At 62.1% G+C, this 19203-nt stretch carries 21 protein-coding genes; 14 read left to right on the forward strand and 7 right to left on the reverse strand.

Features of this window, described 5'->3' with window-relative positions; genetic code table 11:
* Positions 1-94: 94 nt before the first annotated feature.
* Positions 95-931 (reverse strand): amidohydrolase family protein, encoded by an 837-nt coding sequence (locus tag ACTJKE_RS22360; protein ID WP_113513980.1) that lies wholly within the window; start codon positions 929-931, stop codon positions 95-97.
* A gap of 76 nt (positions 932-1007) precedes the next feature.
* Positions 1008-1796, reverse strand: a complete 789-nt coding sequence (locus tag ACTJKE_RS22365; RefSeq protein WP_057249366.1) for an IclR family transcriptional regulator — start codon at positions 1794-1796, stop codon at positions 1008-1010.
* A gap of 167 nt (positions 1797-1963) precedes the next feature.
* On the opposite strand from ACTJKE_RS22365, the gene ACTJKE_RS22370 reads away from it, so the two are divergent.
* From ACTJKE_RS22370 to ACTJKE_RS22435, 14 genes are all read left to right on the forward strand, one after another.
* Positions 1964-3283 (forward strand): ABC transporter substrate-binding protein, encoded by a 1320-nt coding sequence (locus ACTJKE_RS22370; protein WP_440692441.1) that lies wholly within the window; start codon positions 1964-1966, stop codon positions 3281-3283.
* Positions 3284-3364: 81 nt separating this feature from the next.
* On the forward strand, positions 3365-4261 hold the full coding sequence (locus ACTJKE_RS22375) for a carbohydrate ABC transporter permease (protein WP_440692443.1): 897 nt from the start codon (positions 3365-3367) through the stop codon (positions 4259-4261).
* Positions 4261-5127, forward strand: coding sequence for a carbohydrate ABC transporter permease (locus tag ACTJKE_RS22380; RefSeq protein WP_057249363.1), 867 nt, complete (start codon positions 4261-4263; stop codon positions 5125-5127). The genes ACTJKE_RS22375 and ACTJKE_RS22380 overlap by 1 nt, the downstream gene beginning before the upstream one ends.
* A gap of 6 nt (positions 5128-5133) precedes the next feature.
* Positions 5134-6231, forward strand: coding sequence for an ABC transporter ATP-binding protein (locus ACTJKE_RS22385; RefSeq protein ID WP_440660954.1), 1098 nt, complete (start codon positions 5134-5136; stop codon positions 6229-6231).
* A gap of 1 nt (position 6232) precedes the next feature.
* Positions 6233-7345, forward strand: a complete 1113-nt coding sequence (locus tag ACTJKE_RS22390) for a mandelate racemase/muconate lactonizing enzyme family protein (RefSeq protein ID WP_440692445.1) — start codon at positions 6233-6235, stop codon at positions 7343-7345.
* A gap of 10 nt (positions 7346-7355) precedes the next feature.
* Positions 7356-7706 carry an L-rhamnose mutarotase gene (locus tag ACTJKE_RS22395; RefSeq protein ID WP_113513974.1) on the forward strand — a complete coding sequence of 117 codons (351 nt, stop codon included), beginning with the start codon at positions 7356-7358 and terminating at the stop codon, positions 7704-7706.
* Positions 7699-8778 (forward strand): Gfo/Idh/MocA family protein, encoded by a 1080-nt coding sequence (locus ACTJKE_RS22400; protein ID WP_440692447.1) that lies wholly within the window; start codon positions 7699-7701, stop codon positions 8776-8778. The genes ACTJKE_RS22395 and ACTJKE_RS22400 overlap by 8 nt, the downstream gene beginning before the upstream one ends.
* Before the next feature lies 1 nt (position 8779).
* Complete coding sequence (locus tag ACTJKE_RS22405; protein ID WP_440692449.1) at positions 8780-9226, forward strand: MaoC/PaaZ C-terminal domain-containing protein; 447 nt, start codon at positions 8780-8782, stop codon at positions 9224-9226.
* A 10-nt stretch (positions 9227-9236) separates the two neighbouring features.
* Positions 9237-9971: an SDR family oxidoreductase gene (locus ACTJKE_RS22410; protein ID WP_440692451.1), complete on the forward strand. Its 735-nt coding sequence runs from the start codon at positions 9237-9239 to the stop codon at positions 9969-9971.
* Positions 9972-9995: 24 nt separating this feature from the next.
* The gene (locus tag ACTJKE_RS22415; protein WP_440692453.1) at positions 9996-10841 is read left to right on the forward strand and encodes a fumarylacetoacetate hydrolase family protein; all 846 of its coding nucleotides are present in this window, start codon (positions 9996-9998) and stop codon (positions 10839-10841) included.
* A 21-nt stretch (positions 10842-10862) separates the two neighbouring features.
* Positions 10863-12140 (forward strand): L-fuconate dehydratase, encoded by a 1278-nt coding sequence (locus ACTJKE_RS22420; RefSeq protein WP_440692455.1) that lies wholly within the window; start codon positions 10863-10865, stop codon positions 12138-12140.
* Positions 12141-12336: 196 nt separating this feature from the next.
* A complete protein-coding gene (locus tag ACTJKE_RS22425; protein WP_440692457.1) occupies positions 12337-13314 on the forward strand; it encodes a C4-dicarboxylate TRAP transporter substrate-binding protein in 978 nt (325 codons plus the stop codon).
* A 124-nt stretch (positions 13315-13438) separates the two neighbouring features.
* Positions 13439-13951: a TRAP transporter small permease gene (locus ACTJKE_RS22430; RefSeq protein WP_058327570.1), complete on the forward strand. Its 513-nt coding sequence runs from the start codon at positions 13439-13441 to the stop codon at positions 13949-13951.
* Positions 13948-15261 carry a TRAP transporter large permease gene (locus tag ACTJKE_RS22435; RefSeq protein WP_440692459.1) on the forward strand — a complete coding sequence of 438 codons (1314 nt, stop codon included), beginning with the start codon at positions 13948-13950 and terminating at the stop codon, positions 15259-15261. Before ACTJKE_RS22430 ends, ACTJKE_RS22435 begins: the two co-directional genes overlap by 4 nt.
* A 66-nt stretch (positions 15262-15327) precedes the next feature.
* Here ACTJKE_RS22435 and ACTJKE_RS22440 read toward each other — a convergent pair whose 3' ends face one another.
* From ACTJKE_RS22440 to ACTJKE_RS22460, 5 genes are all read right to left on the reverse strand, one after another.
* Positions 15328-15702 (reverse strand): VOC family protein, encoded by a 375-nt coding sequence (locus ACTJKE_RS22440; protein ID WP_058327568.1) that lies wholly within the window; start codon positions 15700-15702, stop codon positions 15328-15330.
* Positions 15703-15947: 245 nt separating this feature from the next.
* Positions 15948-16952, reverse strand: coding sequence for an FAD:protein FMN transferase (locus ACTJKE_RS22445; RefSeq protein ID WP_440692461.1), 1005 nt, complete (start codon positions 16950-16952; stop codon positions 15948-15950).
* Positions 16912-17460 (reverse strand): nitrous oxide reductase accessory protein NosL, encoded by a 549-nt coding sequence (locus tag ACTJKE_RS22450; RefSeq protein ID WP_113513963.1) that lies wholly within the window; start codon positions 17458-17460, stop codon positions 16912-16914. The genes ACTJKE_RS22445 and ACTJKE_RS22450 overlap by 41 nt, the downstream gene beginning before the upstream one ends.
* Positions 17457-18284 (reverse strand): ABC transporter permease, encoded by an 828-nt coding sequence (locus ACTJKE_RS22455; protein WP_440692463.1) that lies wholly within the window; start codon positions 18282-18284, stop codon positions 17457-17459. Before ACTJKE_RS22455 ends, ACTJKE_RS22450 begins: the two co-directional genes overlap by 4 nt.
* Entirely contained in the window at positions 18284-19201 is a 918-nt protein-coding gene (locus tag ACTJKE_RS22460; RefSeq protein WP_440692465.1) for an ABC transporter ATP-binding protein, read from the reverse strand. Before ACTJKE_RS22460 ends, ACTJKE_RS22455 begins: the two co-directional genes overlap by 1 nt.
* Between the last annotated feature and the right edge of the window lie 2 nt (positions 19202-19203).

Here is a 19203-nt window from a genome sequence, read left to right on the forward strand (position 1 = left end):
GCATACAGTCGACGGCCTAGGAAAACCCAACGAACGCGCGTTCGAACTGGACGGCGATCGTCTCGGGCCGGATACTATCCATGTGAACTATGCGCTAGGCGAGCTTCCAGATCCGCCGCGCATTGCCGGAGAGCAACTTGCGCTTTTCGTCCGCGCTGCAGCCCTCAAGTAGAGCGTGGGTGGCGCCGACCCAGGTCGACAGATTTCCGCCGAGGGTGCAGACCGGCCAGTCGCTCCCCCAGACCACCCGGTCCCAGCCGAAGACACCGATCGTGTGCTCGACATAGGGGCGCAATGTCTCCATCTGCCAGGCCTCGTCGGCATAGGCGACGACGCCGGAGATCTTCGCCGTGATGTTCGGCCGTCGCGCGATCTCGCTCATGTGCTCGCGCCAGGGATGCTCGGCGCCGCCGCGAATATCGGGAACGCCGCAATGGTCGAGGATGAACTGAACATCGGGCGCAAGATCGGCAAGGGCGATGGCCCTCGGGATCTGGTGCGGCAGGACGCAGAGATCGAAGGTGAAGCGGCGGCCGTCGAGCCTGCGGATGTTGTCGCGGAACGTCGGCCCCTCGGACAGCTCGTCCGGCATGACGTGCAGCACCCGGCGGAAACCTCTGACGAAATCGTTTGCCTCCTGGCGTTCGAGATAGGCGGCAAAGCCATCGTCTTCGGGTCGGCAGGCGGCGATGGCACCCTTGAGCAGGTTTTCCGGCTGGCGCGCCAGCCGTTCGATCTCCGCCGTTTCCTTCTCGATCTCCGAAGGCTCGACATCGACCTCCATGTGCAGGCAGGCCTCGATGCCGAGCCGACGGGCCTCGCGCGCGTAGGTCGCGTAGAGAAAGTCGTGGTCGAGCGCCGGCACGCCCGAGAGCCAGGGATAGGTGAGCTTCGACCTGTCGATGAGGTGAAGATGGGTGTCGATGATCAAGGCGCTTCTCCTCCGAACGTCATCTCACATAAGAATGGACTGTTCAAATAAGAAGTAAGGCCGTCGCCGGCTGCCGTCAATCGGCTACCGGCGCCACGTCCGAGCCAGCAAGCGTCGACAGTTGCTCCGCGGTCTTCAGCAAAAGGGCAATCGTTTCGGTAATATCCGGCGCCGAGGGCGCGTTGACCAGCGCGATATAGGGCACGGTGAGTGCCGCGATGCCGCGGCCATCGGGGCCTAGGATCGGTGCCGAAAGGTTGTAGACGCCGGCGGTCTGCGCGCTCGCCATCATCTCGTAGCCGCGTTCGCGGATCTGGTCGAGCCGCGCGTAGAACTCCGGTCCGCGCGGGACTTCGTCTTTGCTCTTGGCGTGTTCTGCGATCATCATTTCGCGCTCTTCGGCTGAGCGGAAGGCGAGAAGGATGTGGCCGGAGCCGGTGTCGAACAGGCTGATGTGCGATCCGACCCGGATCGAGATGCCCCAATAATCAGGCGCTTCCTGCTGGGCAATGACCACGGCCGAGCCGCGATCGAAGACGGCGAGGTGGTTGGCCTGCTTGGAGCGCTGCGCCAGGTCGCGCATCAACGGTGTTGCGTAGGAAGCGAGCCTGCGAACCGGCGCATGCAGTTGCGAAAGACCGAACAGCTTTAGTGTCAGGGAATAGCGATCGCCGTCGATGCGGGTGACGTAGCCGCGCCGCACGAGCCGGTCGAGCATCCGGTAGAACTCGTTGGGGCTGCGGTTCAGGCGCTTGGAAATCTCCGCCTGCGTCAGGCCGCCGTCGACGCTGGCGAGCAGCTCGAGAATGTCGAGCCCCTTGTCGAGGGCGGGCGCGCGATAGCGGTCAGACTCTTCGGTGTCCATGAGATCCCTCCTTGGTGAATATTCATATCCATATACGCAGAGAAAGGCGCCGACAAAGGAAAGTTCGCCCTTGACGCTGGATAAATTTGTTGTTTGTATATGAATTAGTTTCTCACAAATGAGAACATCGCGCCAAGATGAGGGGCGTGAACCAGGGAGGAGTGGAGATGAGAAGGCTGCTATCCGGCGTGTCCGCCGGAGCGATCATGCTTGCCGCGGGACTGGGGACGGCTATGGCCGCTGACCTGCCCGGCAAGTTTGAAGGCGTCACAATCGACGCCAAGCTGATCGGCGGACAGCAATACGAAAAGCTCTACGAGCGTATCGGTGAGTGGGAGAAGGCGACCGGCGCCAAGGTCAACATCCTGTCGAAGAAGAACCACTTCGAGCTCGACAAGGAGATCAAGTCGGATATCGCGACCGGAGGCGTCAGCTGGTGCGTCGGTTCCAACCATTCGTCTTTCGCTCCGCAATATCCTGACATCTACACCGACCTGCTAGCGCTTTTGCCACCGGACGAGATCGCCAAGTTCGTGCCGGCACTGATCGATGCCTCGACACTCGACGGCAAGCTGGTGATGCTGCCGCGCGCTCAGTTCGACGTATCGGCACTCTACTACCAGAAGAGCCTCTATCAGGACGAAGCGAAGAAGACCGCCTTCAAGGCAAAGTATGGCTACGACCTCGCGCCGCCGGACACCTGGGCCCAGGTTAGCGACCAGGCCGAGTTTTTCGCAGCGCCACCGAATTTCTACGGCACGCAGTTCGCCGGCAAGGAAGAGGCCATCAACGGTCGCTTCTATGAAATGCTGGTCGCCGAAGGTGGGGAATATCTCGACAAGGATGGTCACCCGGCCTTCAATTCCGAAGCCGGCGTGCGCGCGCTCGACTGGTTCGTCAAGCTCTACAAGGACAAGGCGGTACCGCCTGGCACGACCAACTATCTCTGGGACGACCTTGGTCAGGGTTTTGCCTCGGGCTCGATCGCTCTCAACCTCGACTGGCCTGGTTGGGCGAGCTTCTTCAACGATCCGAAGTCGTCCAAGGTCGCCGGCAATGTCGGCGTGAAGGTGCAGCCGGCCGGTTCTTCCGGCAAGCGCACCGGCTGGTCGGGCCATCACGGCTTCTCGGTCACCGAGGATTGCGCCAACAAGGAGGCCGCCGCCTCGCTCGTCTGGTGGCTGACCAACGAGGACAGTCAAAAGCTGGAATCGGCTGCCGGTCCGCTGCCGACCCGCACGGCCGTCTGGGAATACAACATCAAGGCAGCCGCAGGCGACGCCTACAAGACCGAAGTGCTGCAGGCTTTCCAGGAAGCTGCCAAGCATGCCTTCCCGGTGCCGAAGACGGCTGAATGGATCGAAATCTCCAACGCAGTCTATCCGGAACTGCAGGCCGCCATCCTCGGCGACAAGACGTCGAAGGAAGCGCTCGATGCCGCCACTGAGAAGGCGACCGGCATTCTGGAAGACGCGGGCAAGCTCTGAACCTGACCAACGAGGCGGCGCCGATGCCTTAACGGCGCCGGCGCCGCCTCAGCCATTTCATGCCATCCTCAGGACTGCCCGATGAAGCTCAAGAAATTGTCAGCACCGGCCCTGCTTCTGCTTCCGGCTTTTGTTGTGCTCGCGGCAGTGATCGTTTTGCCGCTGCTCTTTTCCTTCTATTCGAGCTTCACACCCTTTCGCCTGACCAAGCCGGAGACGCTGTGGATCTTCGTCGGTTTGCGCAACTACGCGACCGTTCTCGGCAACGCCGAGTTCTGGGTCGCCTTCGGCCGCACCGTGCTGTTGCTGACGGTGGCCCTGAACGCGGAGATGCTGCTCGGTCTCGGCCTGGCGCTGCTCGTCAACAAGGCGACCCATGGCCAGCGACTGCTGCGAACCGCGATGATGTTTCCGATGATGTTCTCGCCGGTGCTGGTTGGCTTCCAGTTCAAGTTCCTGTTCAACGACAACATCGGTTTCGTCAACAATGCGCTGCAGTCGCTGGGGCTGACCGACCAGGCGATCCCGTGGCTGATCGACGGTAATCTGGCGCTCCTTTCGATCATCATAGCCGAAGTCTGGTCCTCGACCGCCGTGTTCGCCATCCTGATCCTCGCCGGTCTGCTCGCCATGCCGAAGGATCCGCTCGAGGCCGCCCATGTCGACGGCTGCACGCCGTGGCAGACCTTCCGTTATGTCACCTGGCCCTATCTCATGCCGTTCGCCTTCATCGCCATGACCATCCGCTCGCTGGACGTCGCCCGGGCCTATGACATCGTCAAGATCATGACGGACGGCGGCCCTGCCAAGCGGACCGAACTACTTTGGACGCTCGTCGGCCGCACCGCCTATGCCGATGCCCGCATGGGGCTCGCCAACGCCATGGCCTATGTTGCCATCCTCTTGTCGATCGTCTTCACCGTCTATTTCTTCCGCAAGCTTGCCGCAGCGCGCCAGCAGATCGGAGCCGAGTGGTAATGGATATCAACGCTTCGCACCGACTGCGCCGCCGCCTTTTGAAGGTCGCGCATCTGATCGGCTTGTTCCTGGCGATGCTCGTCATCTGCCTGCCGGGCCTCTGGATCGTGCTGTCGTCGCTGCGCCCGACGGTCGAGATCATGGCCAAACCGCCGGTCTGGATTCCGGAAAGCGTTTCTCTCGATGCCTATCGCGCCATGTTCTCGGGCGCGGGGCAGGGCGGCGTTCCCGTCTGGGACTATTTCCGCAACTCGCTGATCATCTCCGTGACATCGACGGTGATCGCGCTCGCGATCGGCATGGCCGGTGGCTACGCCTTTGCCCGCTATCGCTTCAAGGCGAAGTCGGCGATCTTTCTCGGCTTCATGCTGACGCGGGCCGTGCCCGGGATCGCCCTGTCGCTGCCGCTCTTCATGCTCTACGCCCGCACCGGCATCATCGACACGCATTTCTCGCTGATCCTCACCTATGTCGCGCTCAACGTGCCCTTCACCATCTGGTTGATTGACGGCTTCTTTCGCCAGGTGCCGAAGGATCTCGCGGAAGCCGCCCAGATCGACGGCTGCACTCCTTGGCAGGCCTTCTGGCAGGTGGAGTTTCCGCTCGCCGGTCCCGGCATTGCGTCCGCCGGCATCTTCGCGTTTCTCACCTCCTGGAACGAATATGCGCTTGCCTCGCAGATCACCCGCTCGGTCAATTCCAAGACGCTGCCGGTTGGACTTCTCGACTACACCGCTGAATTCACCATCGACTGGCGCGGCATGTGCGCGCTCGCCGTCGTGATGATCATCCCGGCGCTGACCCTCACCTTCATCATTCAGAAGCACCTCGTCTCAGGCCTCACCTTCGGCGCGGTGAAAGGATAATCGTTCATGGCTCCTGTCACCCTCAGGAAATTGGTCAAACGCTACGGCGCGCTTGAGGTCGTCCACGGCATCGATCTCGAAGTGAAGGATCGCGAGTTCATCGCGCTTGTCGGCCCCTCCGGCTGCGGCAAGTCAACGACGCTGCGCATGATCGCCGGCCTCGAGGACGTCAGCGACGGCGCGATCGAGATCGGCGGCCGCAAGGTCAATGATATGCCGCCGCGGGCGCGCAACATCTCCATGGTGTTCCAATCCTATGCGCTCTATCCGCACATGACCGTTGCCGAGAACATGGGCTTTTCGCTGAAGATCGCCGGGCGCAGGCCGGATGAGATCAAGGCGCGTGTCGACGAGGCGGCCGCCATCCTCGATCTTGGCCATCTCCTGGAACGTCGTCCCTCGCAGCTTTCCGGCGGCCAGCGCCAGCGCGTCGCCATGGGCCGCGCCATCGTGCGCCAGCCGGATGTCTTCCTGTTCGACGAGCCACTGTCCAACCTCGATGCGAAGCTGCGCACGCAGGTGCGCACCGAGATCAAGAAGCTCCACGCGCGCATGCAGGCGACGATGATCTACGTCACCCACGACCAGGTCGAGGCGATGACGCTGTCCGATCGCATCGTCATCATGCGCGACGGTTACATCGAGCAGGTGGGGACTCCGGAAGAGGTGTTTCAGCGCCCGGCCACCAAGTTCGTCGCCGGTTTCATCGGCTCGCCACCGATGAACATGGACGAGGCGATCGTCGACAACGGCGCACTGGTCTTTGTCAGCGGCGCGCGCCTGCCGATCCCCCCGCGCTTCGCAAAATCACTGCGGTCCGGCCAGAAGGTGACGTTTGGCTTAAGGCCCGACGACATCTATCCGAGCGGTCACGGTCTTCATGCCGGCGATCCGGCGGCCGTGCACGAGGTCGACCTGCCAGTATCGATCACCGAACCGCTCGGCAACGAGACGCTCGTCTTCATCCAATTCAACGGCCGCGACTGGGTTTCGCGCATGCTCAATCCGCGCCCGCTCGCCTCGGGCGAAAAGGTGCGCATGAGCTTCGACCTGTCGCGCGCCCACCTCTTCGACATCGATACCGGCAAGGCTCTGGAAGGCTGACATGGCAAGAATCGAGAAAATAGACCTGCGCATGGTCGACCTGCCGCCGAAGGTGAAGCGGACCGATGCGATCCAGAGCTTTGTCAGCCAGGAAACGCCGATCGTCACCATCACCGATTCCGACGGAGCGACGGGCACGGGCTACAGTTACACGATCGGCACCGGCGGATCGTCGGTGATGCGGCTTCTTTCCGATCACCTCGTGCCGATCCTGATTGGCGAGGACGCCGATTGCATCGAGGCAATCTGGCACAAGATGGAATTTGCGACCCATGCGACGAGCATCGGTGTCATCACAGCGCTCGCGCTTGCTGCCGTCGACACAGCACTTTGGGACTTGCGCGCAAAAAAGCAGAAGCTGCCGCTCTGGAAGCTCGCCGGCGGCGCCAAGGACAATTGCCCGCTCTACACCACCGAGGGCGGCTGGCTGCATATCGAGAAGGAGGCGCTGGTCGAGGATGCGCTCGCTGCCAAGGCCAAGGGCTTTTCCGGCTCGAAGGTGAAGATCGGCAAGCCGCACGGCTCGGAGGACTACGACCGGCTCGCCGCCATGCGCAAGGCGCTCGGCGACGGCTTCGAGATCATGACCGACTGCAATCAGGGCTTCACCGTCGACGAGGCGATCCGCCGCGCGTCGCGGCTGAATGAGCTTGACCTTGCCTGGATCGAGGAGCCGTTGCCGGCCGACGATCTCGACGGCCATATCCGGCTGACGCGATCGACGCCGACCCCGATCGCCGTCGGCGAATCCATGTATTCGATCCGCCATTTCCGCGAATATATGCAGAAGGGCGCCTGTTCGATCGTGCAGGTCGACGTCGCCCGCATCGGCGGCATCACGCCCTGGCTGAAGGTCGCGCATGCGGCGGAAGCCTTCGACATTCCGGTCTGCCCGCATTTCCTGATGGAACTGCATGTGAGCCTCGTCTGCGCCATACCGAACGGTAAATACGTCGAATATATTCCTCAGCTCGATGACCTGACCACCAAGGGCATGGAGATCCGCAACGGCCGCGCCATCGCGCCTTCAGAGCCGGGCATCGGCATCGCCTGGGATTGGGACGCCGTGCGCGCCCGCTCGATCAGTGAATTCACCCGCGAGTTCCGCGGGTAGGGAGGTCATCATGCAGCGAATGGGAATGGTGATCGGCCTCGAAGCGTCGAAGATCGCCGAATACAAGGCTCTACATGCCGCCGTCTGGCCGGAGGTCCTCGAACTGATCTCCGAATGCAACGTCACCAACTACTCGATCTTCCTCAAGGAGCCGGAAAACCTGCTGTTCGGCTATTGGGAATATGTCGGCTCGGACTTTGAGGCAGATATGGCCAAGATGGCCGCGCATCCGAAGAACCAGGAATGGTGGTCCGTCTGCATGCCGTGCCAGAAACCGCTTGAGACGAGACAGCAAGGCGAGTGGTGGGCGATGATGGAAGAGGTGTTTCATCACGACGGGAAGGCATCCCGTCATGACTGAAAGCTTCGATCCCGGCGCGCTCAGTCAATGGTGGCCGAAGCCGAGCAAGCCGCGACCGATTGTGATCTTCGGCGCCGGCAGCATCGTCGGCGACGCGCATCTGCCGGCCTACCGCAAAGCCGGCTTCCCCGTTGCCGGGATTTACGATCCGGATCACGCCAAGGCGGCCGCTCTGGCGAAGGAGTGGGATATCCGCGCCTTCGAAGACGAAGCTGCCGCGTTCTTGGTGCCCGGTGCCATCTTTGACCTCGCGACGCCCCCGGCAGCCCATGCCGCCATCCTTGGCCGATTGCCGATCGGCGCGGCAGCGCTGATCCAGAAGCCGATGGGCTCGGATCTCGCAGCCGCAACCGCCATTCTCGAGATCTGCCGGACGCGCAAGCTGAAGGCTGCCGTCAACTTCCAGCTTCGCTTCGCGCCGATGATGCTGGCGCTCAAGGATGCCATCGCCAAAGGGCATCTCGGCGAGATCGTGGATTTCGATGCCTGGCTGGCGCTCGCCACCCCCTGGGGCCTTTGGCCGTTCCTCAAAGGTCTGCCGCGCATCGAGATTGCCATGCACTCGATCCACTATCTGGATCTCGTCCGCGGCCTGCTCGGCAATCCCCAGGGCGTACACGCCAAGACCATCGGTCATCCGAACCATGATGTCGCCCAGACGCGCACAGCGGCGATCCTCGACTACGGCGATCGCGTACGCTGCGTACTCTCGGTCAATCACGATCATGATTTCGGCCGCAAGTTCCAAGCCTGCGAATTCCGCATCTCCGGCACCTCCGGCGCTGCCTATGTCAAGCTCGGCGTCAATCTCGACTACCCCAAGGGCGAACCGGACGAACTCTGGATCAAGCCGGCTGGTGGCAGCGACTGGGTTGCCGTGCCGCTTGCGGGTGCCTGGTTCCCCGACGCCTTCGTCAACCGCATGGCGAACCTGCAGCGCTTCGCGGCGGGAGAGGACAATGAACTGATCGGCTCGGTGGAAGACGCGTGGCAGACGATGGCGCTCGTCGAGGCCGCCTATCAATCGAGTGCCGCGCCGGCAACGGCGATCGCGCCGCTTCCAGGACAATGACATGTCTGAACAAATCATCCATTTTGAAGACTACGAGCTCGGACACGAACGCCTGACGACGGGCCGAACGATCACCGAGACCGACTTCGTCGTTCATGCCGGCCACACCGGCGATTTCTTTCCGCACCACATGGATGCGGAATTCGCCAAGACCTTGCCGGGTGGTCAGCGTATCGCCCATGGCACCATGATCTTTTCGATCGGCGTGGGTCTGACAGCCTGGCTGATCAACCCGGTTGCCTTTTCCTACGGTTATGATCGTCTGCGCTTCGTGCGCCCGGTCCATATCGGCGATACGATCCGCACCCGCGTGATCATCTCGGCCAAAGAGGATGATCCGAAGCGGCCGAAGGCGGGGCGCGTCGTGGAGCGGTTAGAAGTCATCAACCAGCGTGGCGAGGTCGTTCTCGCTGCCGACCATATCCTGGTCGTCGAACGCAAAGCATGAGGGATCGAGAATGACAGCGGATCTTAAAGGCAAGGTCGTCCTGATTACGGCCGCCGCTCAAGGAATCGGCCGCGCTTCGGCTTTGGCCTTCGCAAAGGCCGGCGCGAAAGTGCATGCGACGGACATCAATACGGATGCGCTTGCGGCGCTTGCCAAGGAGGCGGATGTCGAGACACACGGGCTGGACGTCCTTGATACGCAAGCCGTCGAAGCGCTCGTCTCGAAGATCGGGCCCGTCGACGTCCTCTTCAATTGCGCCGGCTTCGTCCATGCCGGGTCGATCCTGGAGATGAAGGATTCCGATCTCGAATTCGCCCTCGACCTCAACGTCAAGGCGATGATCCGCACCATCCGTGCGGTCCTTCCGGGCATGCTTGCGCGCAAGGATGGCGCGATCATCAACATGGCCTCGGTCGCCTCCAGCATCAAGGGCGTGCCCAACCGCTTCGCCTACGGCGTTACCAAGGCGGCCGTCATTGGTCTCACCAAGGCCGTTGCCGCCGACTACGTCTCCCAGGGAATTCGCTGCAACGCCATTTGCCCCGGTACCGTTGAGAGCCCGTCGCTGCAGGACCGCATGCGGGCGCAGGGCGATTATGAGACGGCACGAGCCGCCTTTATCGCCCGCCAGCCGATGGGCCGCCTCGGCACGCCGGAGGAGATCGCCGCGCTCGCCGTTCATCTCGCGAGCGCTACCTATACGACCGGCCAAGCCTATGCCATCGATGGCGGCTGGACCATCTGACCACCGAGTTCAAGGATTTAAGATATGAAGCTTCTGCGTTACGGCGTTCCGGGTCACGAAAAACCGGGTATTCTCGATGCCAACGGCACGCTGCGCGACCTTTCCGGTCATGTGGCCGACCTCTCTGGTGCGGCTCTCGATCCCGACAAGCTGGCGGAACTGGAGTCGCTCGATCTTGCCGGTCTGCCTGCTGTTGCCGGCAACCAGCGGCTCGGTCCCTGTATCGCCGGTACCGGCAAGTTCATCTGCATCGGCCTCAACTATTCCGACCATGCCGCCGAGACCGGCGCCAAGGTTCCCTCCGAACCGATCATCTTCATGAAGGCGACGTCGGCGATCGTCGGCCCGAACGACGACCTGATCATTCCGCGCGGCTCGGAAAAGACCGACTGGGAAGTGGAACTCGGCGTCGTCATCGGCCGCAAGGCGAAATACGTGACCGAAGCGGAAGCCCTCGACTATGTCGCCGGCTACTGCGTCGTGCACGATGTCTCCGAGCGCGCTTTCCAGATCGAGCGGCAGGGCCAGTGGACCAAGGGCAAGTCCTGCGACACCTTTGGTCCGACGGGCCCCTGGCTCGTAACCAAGGACGAAGTGCCGGATCCGCAGAACCTGCCGATGTGGCTGAAGGTCAATGGCGAGATCATGCAGAACGGCTCCTCGAAGACCATGGTCTATGGCGTCGCCCATCTCGTCTCCTACCTCTCGCAGTTCATGTCGCTGCAACCGGGCGACATCATCTCGACCGGCACGCCGCCCGGCGTCGGCATGGGCATGAAGCCGCCGCGCTATCTCAAGGCGGGCGATGTCGTCGAACTCGGCATCGAGGGCCTCGGCAGCCAGAAGCAGTCCGTACGCGCGGACGATTAAGTTCTATCGACTGGAGTGACCATGACCCGCATCACCAATCTGCGCGTCTTCGATTTGCGCTTTCCGACCTCACAGAGCCTTGACGGCTCCGATGCGATGAATCCGGACCCGGATTATTCCGCGGCCTATGTCATCCTCGACACGGACAAGGAGGGTGTTGCGGGCCATGGTCTCACCTTCACCATCGGCCGGGGAAACGATATCTGCTGCATGGCGATCAAGGCTATGCAGCACCTGATCGTCGGTCAGGATACGGCGGACATCCTCGCCAATCCCGGCCGCTTCTGGCGGCACCTGACGAGCGACAGCCAATTGCGCTGGATCGGCCCCGAAAAGGGGGCGATCCATCTCGCCACCGGCGCCGTGGTCAACGCCGTCTGGGACCTGCTTGCCAAGGAAGCGGGCAAACCCGTCTGGCGCCTCGTTTCCGACATGTCGCCGGAAGAGATCGCCGACATCGTCGACTATCGCTACATGACGGATGTGCTCACCCGCGAAGAAGCGATCGGAATTCTCCGCAAGGCCGAGCCCGGAAAGGCCGAGCGCATCGCGACGCTCGAGAGGGAAGGCTACGCTTGCTACACGACGTCGGCCGGCTGGCTCGGCTATGACGATGACAAGCTCAGGCGGCTCGCCCAGGAGGCGATCGGCGAAGGCTTCAATCACATCAAGATGAAGGTCGGCCGTGATCTTGCCGACGACATCCGGCGGCTGACGATCGCACGCGAGGTAATCGGGCCGGACCGCTATCTGATGATTGACGCCAACCAGGTCTGGGAGGTCGGCGAGGCGATCGATTGGGTGAAGCAGCTTGCCTTCGCCAAGCCCTTCTTCATCGAGGAGCCGACGAGCCCCGACGACGTCGCCGGTCACCGCAAGATCCGCGAGGCGATCGGGCCGGTGAAGGTCGCGACCGGCGAGATGTGCCAGAACCGCATCATGTTCAAGCAATTCATTGCCGAGGGCGCGATCGACATCGTCCAGATCGATTCCTGCCGCATGGGCGGGCTGAACGAGGTGCTGGCGGTGCTACTGGTCGCAGCCAAATACGGGCTGCCGGTCTGGCCGCATGCCGGTGGTGTCGGCCTTTGCGAATATGTGCAGCACCTGTCGATGATCGACTATGTCGCCGTTTCCGGTACCAAGGATGGGCGCGTGATCGAATATGTCGACCATCTGCATGAGCACTTCCTCGACCCTTGCGTGATTGAGAACGCGGCTTACATGCCGCCGCAGCGACCCGGATTCTCGATCGAGATGAAGCCGCAGTCGATCGCCGATTACACGTTCGGCGTATAGCGCAAGAAATTTTCATATAAGAATATGTTCTTCAAGAATTGAAGCCGGAGCGGCGATAAATCGCTCCGGCTTCGTTGTTTTCCGCTGTTCACTGGCGTCAAAGGGCATCCTGCCACTTGACGGCACGCGTTCATTTATGAATGATCTATTCATTCATTGTGAATTCCGGAGGGGAGTCCGGAAAGAGGAGGAACTGATGAAGACCTTTGTTCTGGCCGCAGCCATGGCTGCCCTGTCCTTTTGCGGCGTCGCTCATGCGCAGGAATACAGCTTGCGGTTCTCGACCTCCCAGGTGAATCCCAACGAGCCGATCGTCAAAGCCATGAAGACCTATGCCGAGCGTGTCGGCGAACGTTCGGGCGGCCGCATCGCGATCACCGTCATGACCGGTGACCAGCTCGGCGCGCAGAAGAAGGTCAACGAGATGGTCATGAGCGGCGCAAGCCTGCTTAGCGCAACGGACTATGGCCAGCTCGGCCAGTTCGTGCCGGATCTGTCCATTCTTGCAGGTCCCTATGTCTATCCGGATCTGGCAGCGACCGACCGTCTGTTCGCATCGGATCTCTACAAGGAGTTGTCCGGCAAGCTCGAGGCGCAGGGCATTAGGATCATCATGCCCAACGGCCTTTTCGGCTACCGCCACATCATCGCCAACAAGCCGGTCCGTTCGCCGGCCGATCTCGCCGGCGTCACCATTCGCGTCCCCTCGTCACCGATCATGATGGCGACCTTCGGCAATTACGGCGCACGGCCGACGGAACTGCCCTGGGGCGATGTCTATAACGCACTTCAGACCGGCGTCGTCGATGCCGCCGAAGGCCCATTCGGCTCGATCGCCGGCGCGAAGCTGAACGAGACCCGCAAGGTAATTTCGAAGACCGGCCACCAGATCATGTTCACCGCTTGGGTGGCATCGAGCCAGTTCTTTAACGGCCTGCCGGAAGACCTGCAGAAGATCCTTCTCGACGAAGGCCAGACGATCGCCAAGGAACTGACGGAGATGACGCTCGAAACGGACGACGCCTATGCCAAGCAGCTCGCCGCCTCCGGTGTCGAGATCGTCGCCGACATCGATATCCCCGCCTTCATCGACGCGTCACGCGCGGCCTACGAGAAGGTGCCGAACATCACGCCCGGGATGTACGATCAGGTGCAGAAGGCAATGGCCGAGTAAGCGCTCGAATGGGCGTGGCTCGCGCGGCCGCGCCCATTCATGCTGTCGCGCATCGGTGCGATGACCTGGGGCCGCGTGGCCATTCCGCCGTCCCCATTCCGCCCTTTAGGATATCGAGACAACCATGGAAACCTCACGACCACCCGAGGAAGCAATTCCTCTGCTCAGCCTGCGCCGCGCCGATGAGGCGATTGGTGTTGCGGCGTTGCTCGTCATCGTCATTTCGATCCTTTGGGGAGTGATCAGCCGCTACGTCTTCCCGCAACCGGCGGCCTGGACCTACGAACTGGCGATCATGGCCTTTGCCTATCTCGTCTTCTTCGGCGCAGTTGCCGGTGTCCGTCTCGGCACCCATGCGGCGATCGACGTTCTCGTTGCAGCGTTCCCAGAGGGTTGGCAGAAGGCGGTCGCCTGGTTCAATTACGTTCTGCTGGCCCTGTTCTTCATCGCCATGACGGTTCTCTTCGGCTGGCAGGCCTGGACGTCGCGGCATGTGCACACGATCGCTCTCGATCTGTCGCGGGGTCTTTCGTACGGACCGCTCGCGCTCGCTTCGGCCGGCATGTTGTTCCAGCACCTCATCGTCGAAAGGCCGTGGACTGTCCGTCTGCATCGCAATGTGGAATCGCTGATATGACCTTCTTCCATCTGGCTGGCCCTTCGCTGCTGGTCGTCATCCTCTTCCTGTTGTCGACGCCCATCACCTGGGCGATGGCGATCGGCGCACTCGCCTTCTTCGTCATCAACATGGACATGATCCCGCTTGCCAATTTCGCCCAGGAAATGGCGGAGGGCAGCCAGTCCGTGTCTTTGCTGGCGTTGCCGCTCTTCGTGCTAGCCGGCTGCATCATGAATGCGTCGGGCATCACCCGGCGCCTGTTGGCACTCGCCGACGTGATGGTCGGCCATATGACCGGCGCGCTGGCGCAGATGTGCACCGTGCTCGGCACCTTGCTCGGCGGCCTTACCGCATCGGCCAATGCCGATGCCGCGATGCTCGCCAAGACCCTTGGCGTCGAAATGGCCGAGAGAGGCTACAGCCGCGCCTTTGCAGCAGTCATCACCTCGTCGGCCTCCATCATCACCAGCCTCATCCCACCCTCGATCGGTCTTATCGTCTACGGCTTCCTGGCGGAGACCTCGATCGGCCGGCTGTTTGCCGCCGGCGTCGTTCCCGGTCTCGTGCTTGCGGCCGGGCTTATGGTCACCACCTACTTCATCGCGCGCAAGCGCGGCTACAAGCCGCTGCGCAAGGAGCGCGCCAGCCGCGCAGAGGCAAGCCGGGCACTGATCGACGGGCTTTGGGCGCTGTCGATCCCGGTCGTGATTTTCGCTGGCACGCGCTACGGCATATTCACCACCACCGAGGCCGGCGCGGTTGTCGTCGTCTATGTGCTGTTCGTCGCCGTCTTCGGCTACCGCGAATTCACGCTCCGCCAGATCCCGGAAGTGCTTGCGGAGTCGGTGCGCGATTCTGCGGTCGTGATGATCATGATCTGCGCGGCGGCCGCCTTCGGCTTCTATCTCGCCTGGGAACAGGTGCCGCAAGCGATGTCCGGCTGGTTGGGCGGTGCAACCGACAATCCGCTGCTCATGCTGCTCCTCATCAACGTTCTCCTCATCGTCATCGGCACGGCGATCGAGGGGTCGGCGGCGCTCATCATCCTGACCCCGATGCTGATCCCGATCATCGACGGCGTCGGCATCGACCGCGTGCATTTCGGCGTCGTCTTCATTACCAACCTGACGATCGCCGGCATCACGCCCCCGGTCGGTGGCCTGATGTACATCTCGTCCATGGTGCTGAAGGTACCGATGATGGCCTATGCGCGCGAGGTGCTGCCCTATCTCGCGATGATGATGGTCCTTCTGGTGATGCTCAGCATGTTTCCGCAGCTCTCGCTGTGGCTTCCCAACCTCGTCTATGGAACCGCCGCAGTTCAATAGCGCAATGAGACGGCCCTCCGCTTTGGCGGAGGGCCTGGCGCCTGCAGAGACGTTCTACCCGCTCGGTCAGGCCTCAGCTTCGTGGCAAACCGCTTCGATGTTGTGTCCATCCGGGCAAAGCACGAACGCTGCATAGTAGTTCGCGTGGTAGCGTGGGCGCAGACCCGGCGCACCATTGTCTTTACCACCCGCTTCCAGAGCCGCGCGGTAGAAAGCATCGACTTGCTCGCGGCTTTCGGCCGCGAAGGCCAGATGAAGATGCGCCGGCTTCTCGTCGGTCTGGTGCAGGCACAACGAAGCCTTGCCCTTCGAACTAAGTTCGACACCGTAGGAAGGTTCGCCCTCGGCTATGATAGCTACACCGAGCGGTTCGAGTGCCCTAAGGTAGAAGGCTTTGCTCGCAGCAAAGTCCCTGACGCCGAATTTGACGTGGTCAAACATGAGTTCTCCTGACGTGCGCGAGCCCTGCCTGGCGGTGGGGCCCTCAGTGCTGCTTGTGCTGCAGATCGGTCGTTCCCGGCAGATTTGCATCAAGCCTAAATGGCATGTCTGAGCGATCAATGGCAAGGAACGGAGGCGAGTGACGAGGGGCGGTCGTTTCAGTTGAACGCCAGACACGCGCTGTATCAGGCAGGCTCTTGTGCCAGACGTTTGCTCAGTCGGTTCCCGTCAGCCAACAAACCGCATCATCGGCTTTTGAGATGTACATCAACCAAGGTCTGTCGCTTTACCAGTGCATCGATCTCATCAGGCGCCATCAGCGAAAACGCTGTCGAAAGGGCATCAGCCGTCGAAGCCTCCGGCGCAACGACCGAAACCCGGACATATTGCTGTGCCGTTGCGCCGCTCCGTGGGTCCAGGATGTGGCTGAAGCGGCCTTTAGCGTCGAATTGGAACCCTTTTGCAGAGGACGTCGCGACCGCGCGATCGATGATATTCAGGGTTTCGTCGACGTCATTCGCATCCTCGAAGTCGGCCAGGCCGATGCGCCAAGGTTGCCCGTCCGCCCTTGCACCGATCGCGCGGTTTTCACCCATGTCGACGAGGCTGCTGGTAACACCGGCCTCACGCAAGAGCTGGACGACGCGATCGGTGACGTAGCCTTGGGCGATACCATTGAGTGTCAGCGCCATGCCTCGGCGGGAGAAAGCGATGCGATTGCGGTCGATGTGTACCTGCGCGAAATCGGTCAACGCCAGCGCCTCGCGCACCTCGCCATGCGATGGCCCGGCAGGGTCGGCATCCGGCCTGGCGAAGTGCCGGGCGTAAAGCGCCCAGAGGGGCTGTATCGCGGGCTCGAACCGCCCGTCGGTGAGAGCGTGAAAACGCCGGGAGATCTCAAGGAGCTCCACAAGCTCCGTCGGCGGGGCTGCAAGGGCACCAAGGCGATTTAGTTGGCGAAGGGCCGAGTCCTCGCGGTAGAGGCTGAAGATATCCTCCAGGCGTCGAACCTCTGCCACCACTCGGGCAATCAGCGCCTGCGCCTGTGCTGGGTCTTCATGGTTGAGGACCAGCGTGGCCGGTGCGCCCAGAGCCTGCCCGTGCCATACGACAGGCCCCGCCGGCAGCGCCGCCCAGCCTATTCCGCGCGAAAGCGGCAAGCCGCCGAAAGCAGCCATGATCGTGATGAAACGCCGGCGGCCGACGGGCTTATCCATGGTCGTGTCCTCCAGGTGCTTCCGCGCCGTCATCGCTCTCGTCACCTGCGCCCAGGATGTAGCTCTCGGGAAGAGCGGCGAAACTCACGATGCGGCCGCCATTCTTGGCAATGAAGGCCTGAGCGGCTTCCTCCGAAGAGAAGGGAACCGCTTCTTCCGCGCCCATGCCGCCTCTAACCCGGCTGTCGATGACGAAAACGGCCTTGCGTGCGTCGATCCAGTTATCGGCGCCAGGCTTTTCCCAGCTCGGCGCCTTGCCCATGTCGGATACGTAGATCGCGGCGATTTCTTTCGGTTCGTCCGGCAGCATCGTGAAGGCAACGGTGTCGCGGGCCGACGAAAACCAAATGGCCTCCGGTATCTTCTCAAGGATGATCTGGCCCTTGGGGCCGGCGTGTTCCAAGACGTTCATGCCGCAATAGCGGCCCATGGCGTCCTGGTTAAGGACATAGGGCGCTGGCATCTCGGCCGGCTCTTTGTTTTCGCAACCAGCAAGCGCCAGCGATGCTGCGACGATGAGGGCAAAGCGGACGGGTTTCAAATATCCCTCCTGGAGAAAAGCAGCGTGGCCAGAGCGAGCGGTGCGGCTGTCCAGACGCAAAGTGCGGCGAGCAGGACCTCGCCTGTGAGGATTGAGTTCTTGGCGACACCGCCCATGCCGGAGAGCGCGGCCGCGCCGCCGCTACCGAGATTGAGAAGTCGATAGGCATCCGTGGGATTGGCGAGCAGCAAGAGATCGAGCAGACCGTCCGGCAGCGAACGCCCCTGCGCTGCCACAAGCCCGCCGAGCAGGGCCATGTCGTAGATCAGCACGAAGAACAGCCAGAGCCCGATAGCAATGCCGCCCGCGGTGCTGCGCTCGCCCGCACTGGCACTGACGAAGTATCCGATCGCGACGAAGACCGCGCCGAGCAAGACGGAGGATCCCGTCATGGAAACGAAAGCCAGCCAGCTTTGCGCGTCGGTTGCGCCTCCCATCAACGCGAGCGCGATGGCGGCTGCGCCATAGCCGCAAATGGTTGCGAAGCACAGTATGGCGATATGGCCGAGGAACTTGCCGAGTACGATCTGGCCGCGCCCGATGGGATAGCCAAGCAGCAGCAGCATGGTGCCGCGTTCGACCTCGCCAACGATGGCATCGTGAGAGATCAGAAGCGCAATCAGCGGCACCAGAAAGATCGTCAGGCTCGACAGGCTGACGATCACCACGTCGAGGCGGTTCGCCCCGACATTGCCGGTGGGTGCGCTTCCAAGAAAGGTCAACGTCAGCGCGAGTGCGGCGAGGACCAATGTCGTCGCAAGGACCCAGCGGTTGCGCATGCCCTCGCGAACTTCCTTGGCCGCTATAATCAGAATGTTGCGCATTACGCCGCCTCCTGGCTGTTCAGGAAATGAGCGTAGAGGTCGTCGAGTGTCGGCTCTATCATCGTCAGGGTATCGATCCCGGAGGCGGCATCGCTGAGGCGGTGTATCAATGGAAGTCTCTCGGCGTGTGCCACTTCGGTCTCCAGGCTGCCGTCGCCAGCTTCCGTCCACCGGACGCCGGTATCTTTGAGCGGACCGGGCCTTCCGCCGGAGACCGGTCGCACCCGGATGCGGGACGGCAGGCTGGCGATCCGCCTGAGGTCGTCGATGGTTCCGTCTGCGATCTGCGAACCGCGGTTGACGATGATCACGCGTCCGGCCCGATCCTCGAGTTCCCCAAGCGCATGTGAGGACAGGAGGATCGTTGTTCCGCCGGCACGCAGTTCATCGATGAGGGTGTAGAAATTGCGCCGCAGCGCCGGATCGAGACCACTCGTCGGCTCATCCAGAAACAGCACCCTTGGTGCGCCCAACAGCGCCTGCGCCAGACCAAGTCTTTGCCGCATGCCTTTGGAATAGGTGCGGATGGGGCGATCGGCAGCGCTGATAGCGAGCCCGACACGCTCGAAGAGCTCGTCGGCACATTTGACATCCACCCGCTTCAGACGCGCGTAGAAGGACAGGGTTTCGCGTCCCGTTAGCGCCATGTGAAACGATACGCTCTCGGGCAGATAGCCAAGCGCCCGGCGAACGCCGAAATCGCCCTTTGCCGGATCTTCGCCGAGGACGCGTACCTCACCGGAGGTTGGGCGGATAAGCCCGAGCAGCAGCTTGATCAGCGTCGTCTTGCCGGCGCCATTGTGGCCGACGAGCGCGACGGTCTCGCCTTCGTCGAGGGTGAAAGAGAATTCCCGCAGCGCATCAACCTTGCCGCCATATCTTTTCGAAACCCCTTTGACGCTAACGGTCGAGGTCATGG

This window comes from Ensifer sp. 22521 (assembly GCF_052044795.1).
Taxonomy (GTDB): Bacteria; Pseudomonadota; Alphaproteobacteria; order Rhizobiales; family Rhizobiaceae; genus Ensifer.

What these genes read in the sequence shown, in the direction of transcription:
- ACTJKE_RS22365 (WP_057249366.1), bottom strand. Translation starts at nt 1,796, where the DNA reads ATGGACACCGAAGAGTCTGACCGCTATCGCGCGCCCGCCCTCGACAAG.
- ACTJKE_RS22370 (WP_440692441.1), top strand. Translation starts at nt 1,964, where the DNA reads ATGAGAAGGCTGCTATCCGGCGTGTCCGCCGGAGCGATCATGCTTGCC.
- ACTJKE_RS22375 (WP_440692443.1), top strand. Translation starts at nt 3,365, where the DNA reads ATGAAGCTCAAGAAATTGTCAGCACCGGCCCTGCTTCTGCTTCCGGCT.
- ACTJKE_RS22380 (WP_057249363.1), top strand. Translation starts at nt 4,261, where the DNA reads ATGGATATCAACGCTTCGCACCGACTGCGCCGCCGCCTTTTGAAGGTC.
- ACTJKE_RS22385 (WP_440660954.1), top strand. Translation starts at nt 5,134, where the DNA reads ATGGCTCCTGTCACCCTCAGGAAATTGGTCAAACGCTACGGCGCGCTT.
- ACTJKE_RS22390 (WP_440692445.1), top strand. Translation starts at nt 6,233, where the DNA reads ATGGCAAGAATCGAGAAAATAGACCTGCGCATGGTCGACCTGCCGCCG.
- ACTJKE_RS22395 (WP_113513974.1), top strand. Translation starts at nt 7,356, where the DNA reads ATGCAGCGAATGGGAATGGTGATCGGCCTCGAAGCGTCGAAGATCGCC.
- ACTJKE_RS22400 (WP_440692447.1), top strand. Translation starts at nt 7,699, where the DNA reads ATGACTGAAAGCTTCGATCCCGGCGCGCTCAGTCAATGGTGGCCGAAG.
- ACTJKE_RS22405 (WP_440692449.1), top strand. Translation starts at nt 8,780, where the DNA reads ATGTCTGAACAAATCATCCATTTTGAAGACTACGAGCTCGGACACGAA.
- ACTJKE_RS22410 (WP_440692451.1), top strand. Translation starts at nt 9,237, where the DNA reads ATGACAGCGGATCTTAAAGGCAAGGTCGTCCTGATTACGGCCGCCGCT.
- ACTJKE_RS22415 (WP_440692453.1), top strand. Translation starts at nt 9,996, where the DNA reads ATGAAGCTTCTGCGTTACGGCGTTCCGGGTCACGAAAAACCGGGTATT.
- ACTJKE_RS22420 (WP_440692455.1), top strand. Translation starts at nt 10,863, where the DNA reads ATGACCCGCATCACCAATCTGCGCGTCTTCGATTTGCGCTTTCCGACC.
- ACTJKE_RS22425 (WP_440692457.1), top strand. Translation starts at nt 12,337, where the DNA reads ATGAAGACCTTTGTTCTGGCCGCAGCCATGGCTGCCCTGTCCTTTTGC.
- ACTJKE_RS22430 (WP_058327570.1), top strand. Translation starts at nt 13,439, where the DNA reads ATGGAAACCTCACGACCACCCGAGGAAGCAATTCCTCTGCTCAGCCTG.
- ACTJKE_RS22435 (WP_440692459.1), top strand. Translation starts at nt 13,948, where the DNA reads ATGACCTTCTTCCATCTGGCTGGCCCTTCGCTGCTGGTCGTCATCCTC.
- ACTJKE_RS22440 (WP_058327568.1), bottom strand. Translation starts at nt 15,702, where the DNA reads ATGTTTGACCACGTCAAATTCGGCGTCAGGGACTTTGCTGCGAGCAAA.
- ACTJKE_RS22445 (WP_440692461.1), bottom strand. Translation starts at nt 16,952, where the DNA reads ATGACGGCGCGGAAGCACCTGGAGGACACGACCATGGATAAGCCCGTC.
- ACTJKE_RS22455 (WP_440692463.1), bottom strand. Translation starts at nt 18,284, where the DNA reads ATGCGCAACATTCTGATTATAGCGGCCAAGGAAGTTCGCGAGGGCATG.
- ACTJKE_RS22460 (WP_440692465.1), bottom strand. Translation starts at nt 19,201, where the DNA reads ATGACCTCGACCGTTAGCGTCAAAGGGGTTTCGAAAAGATATGGCGGC.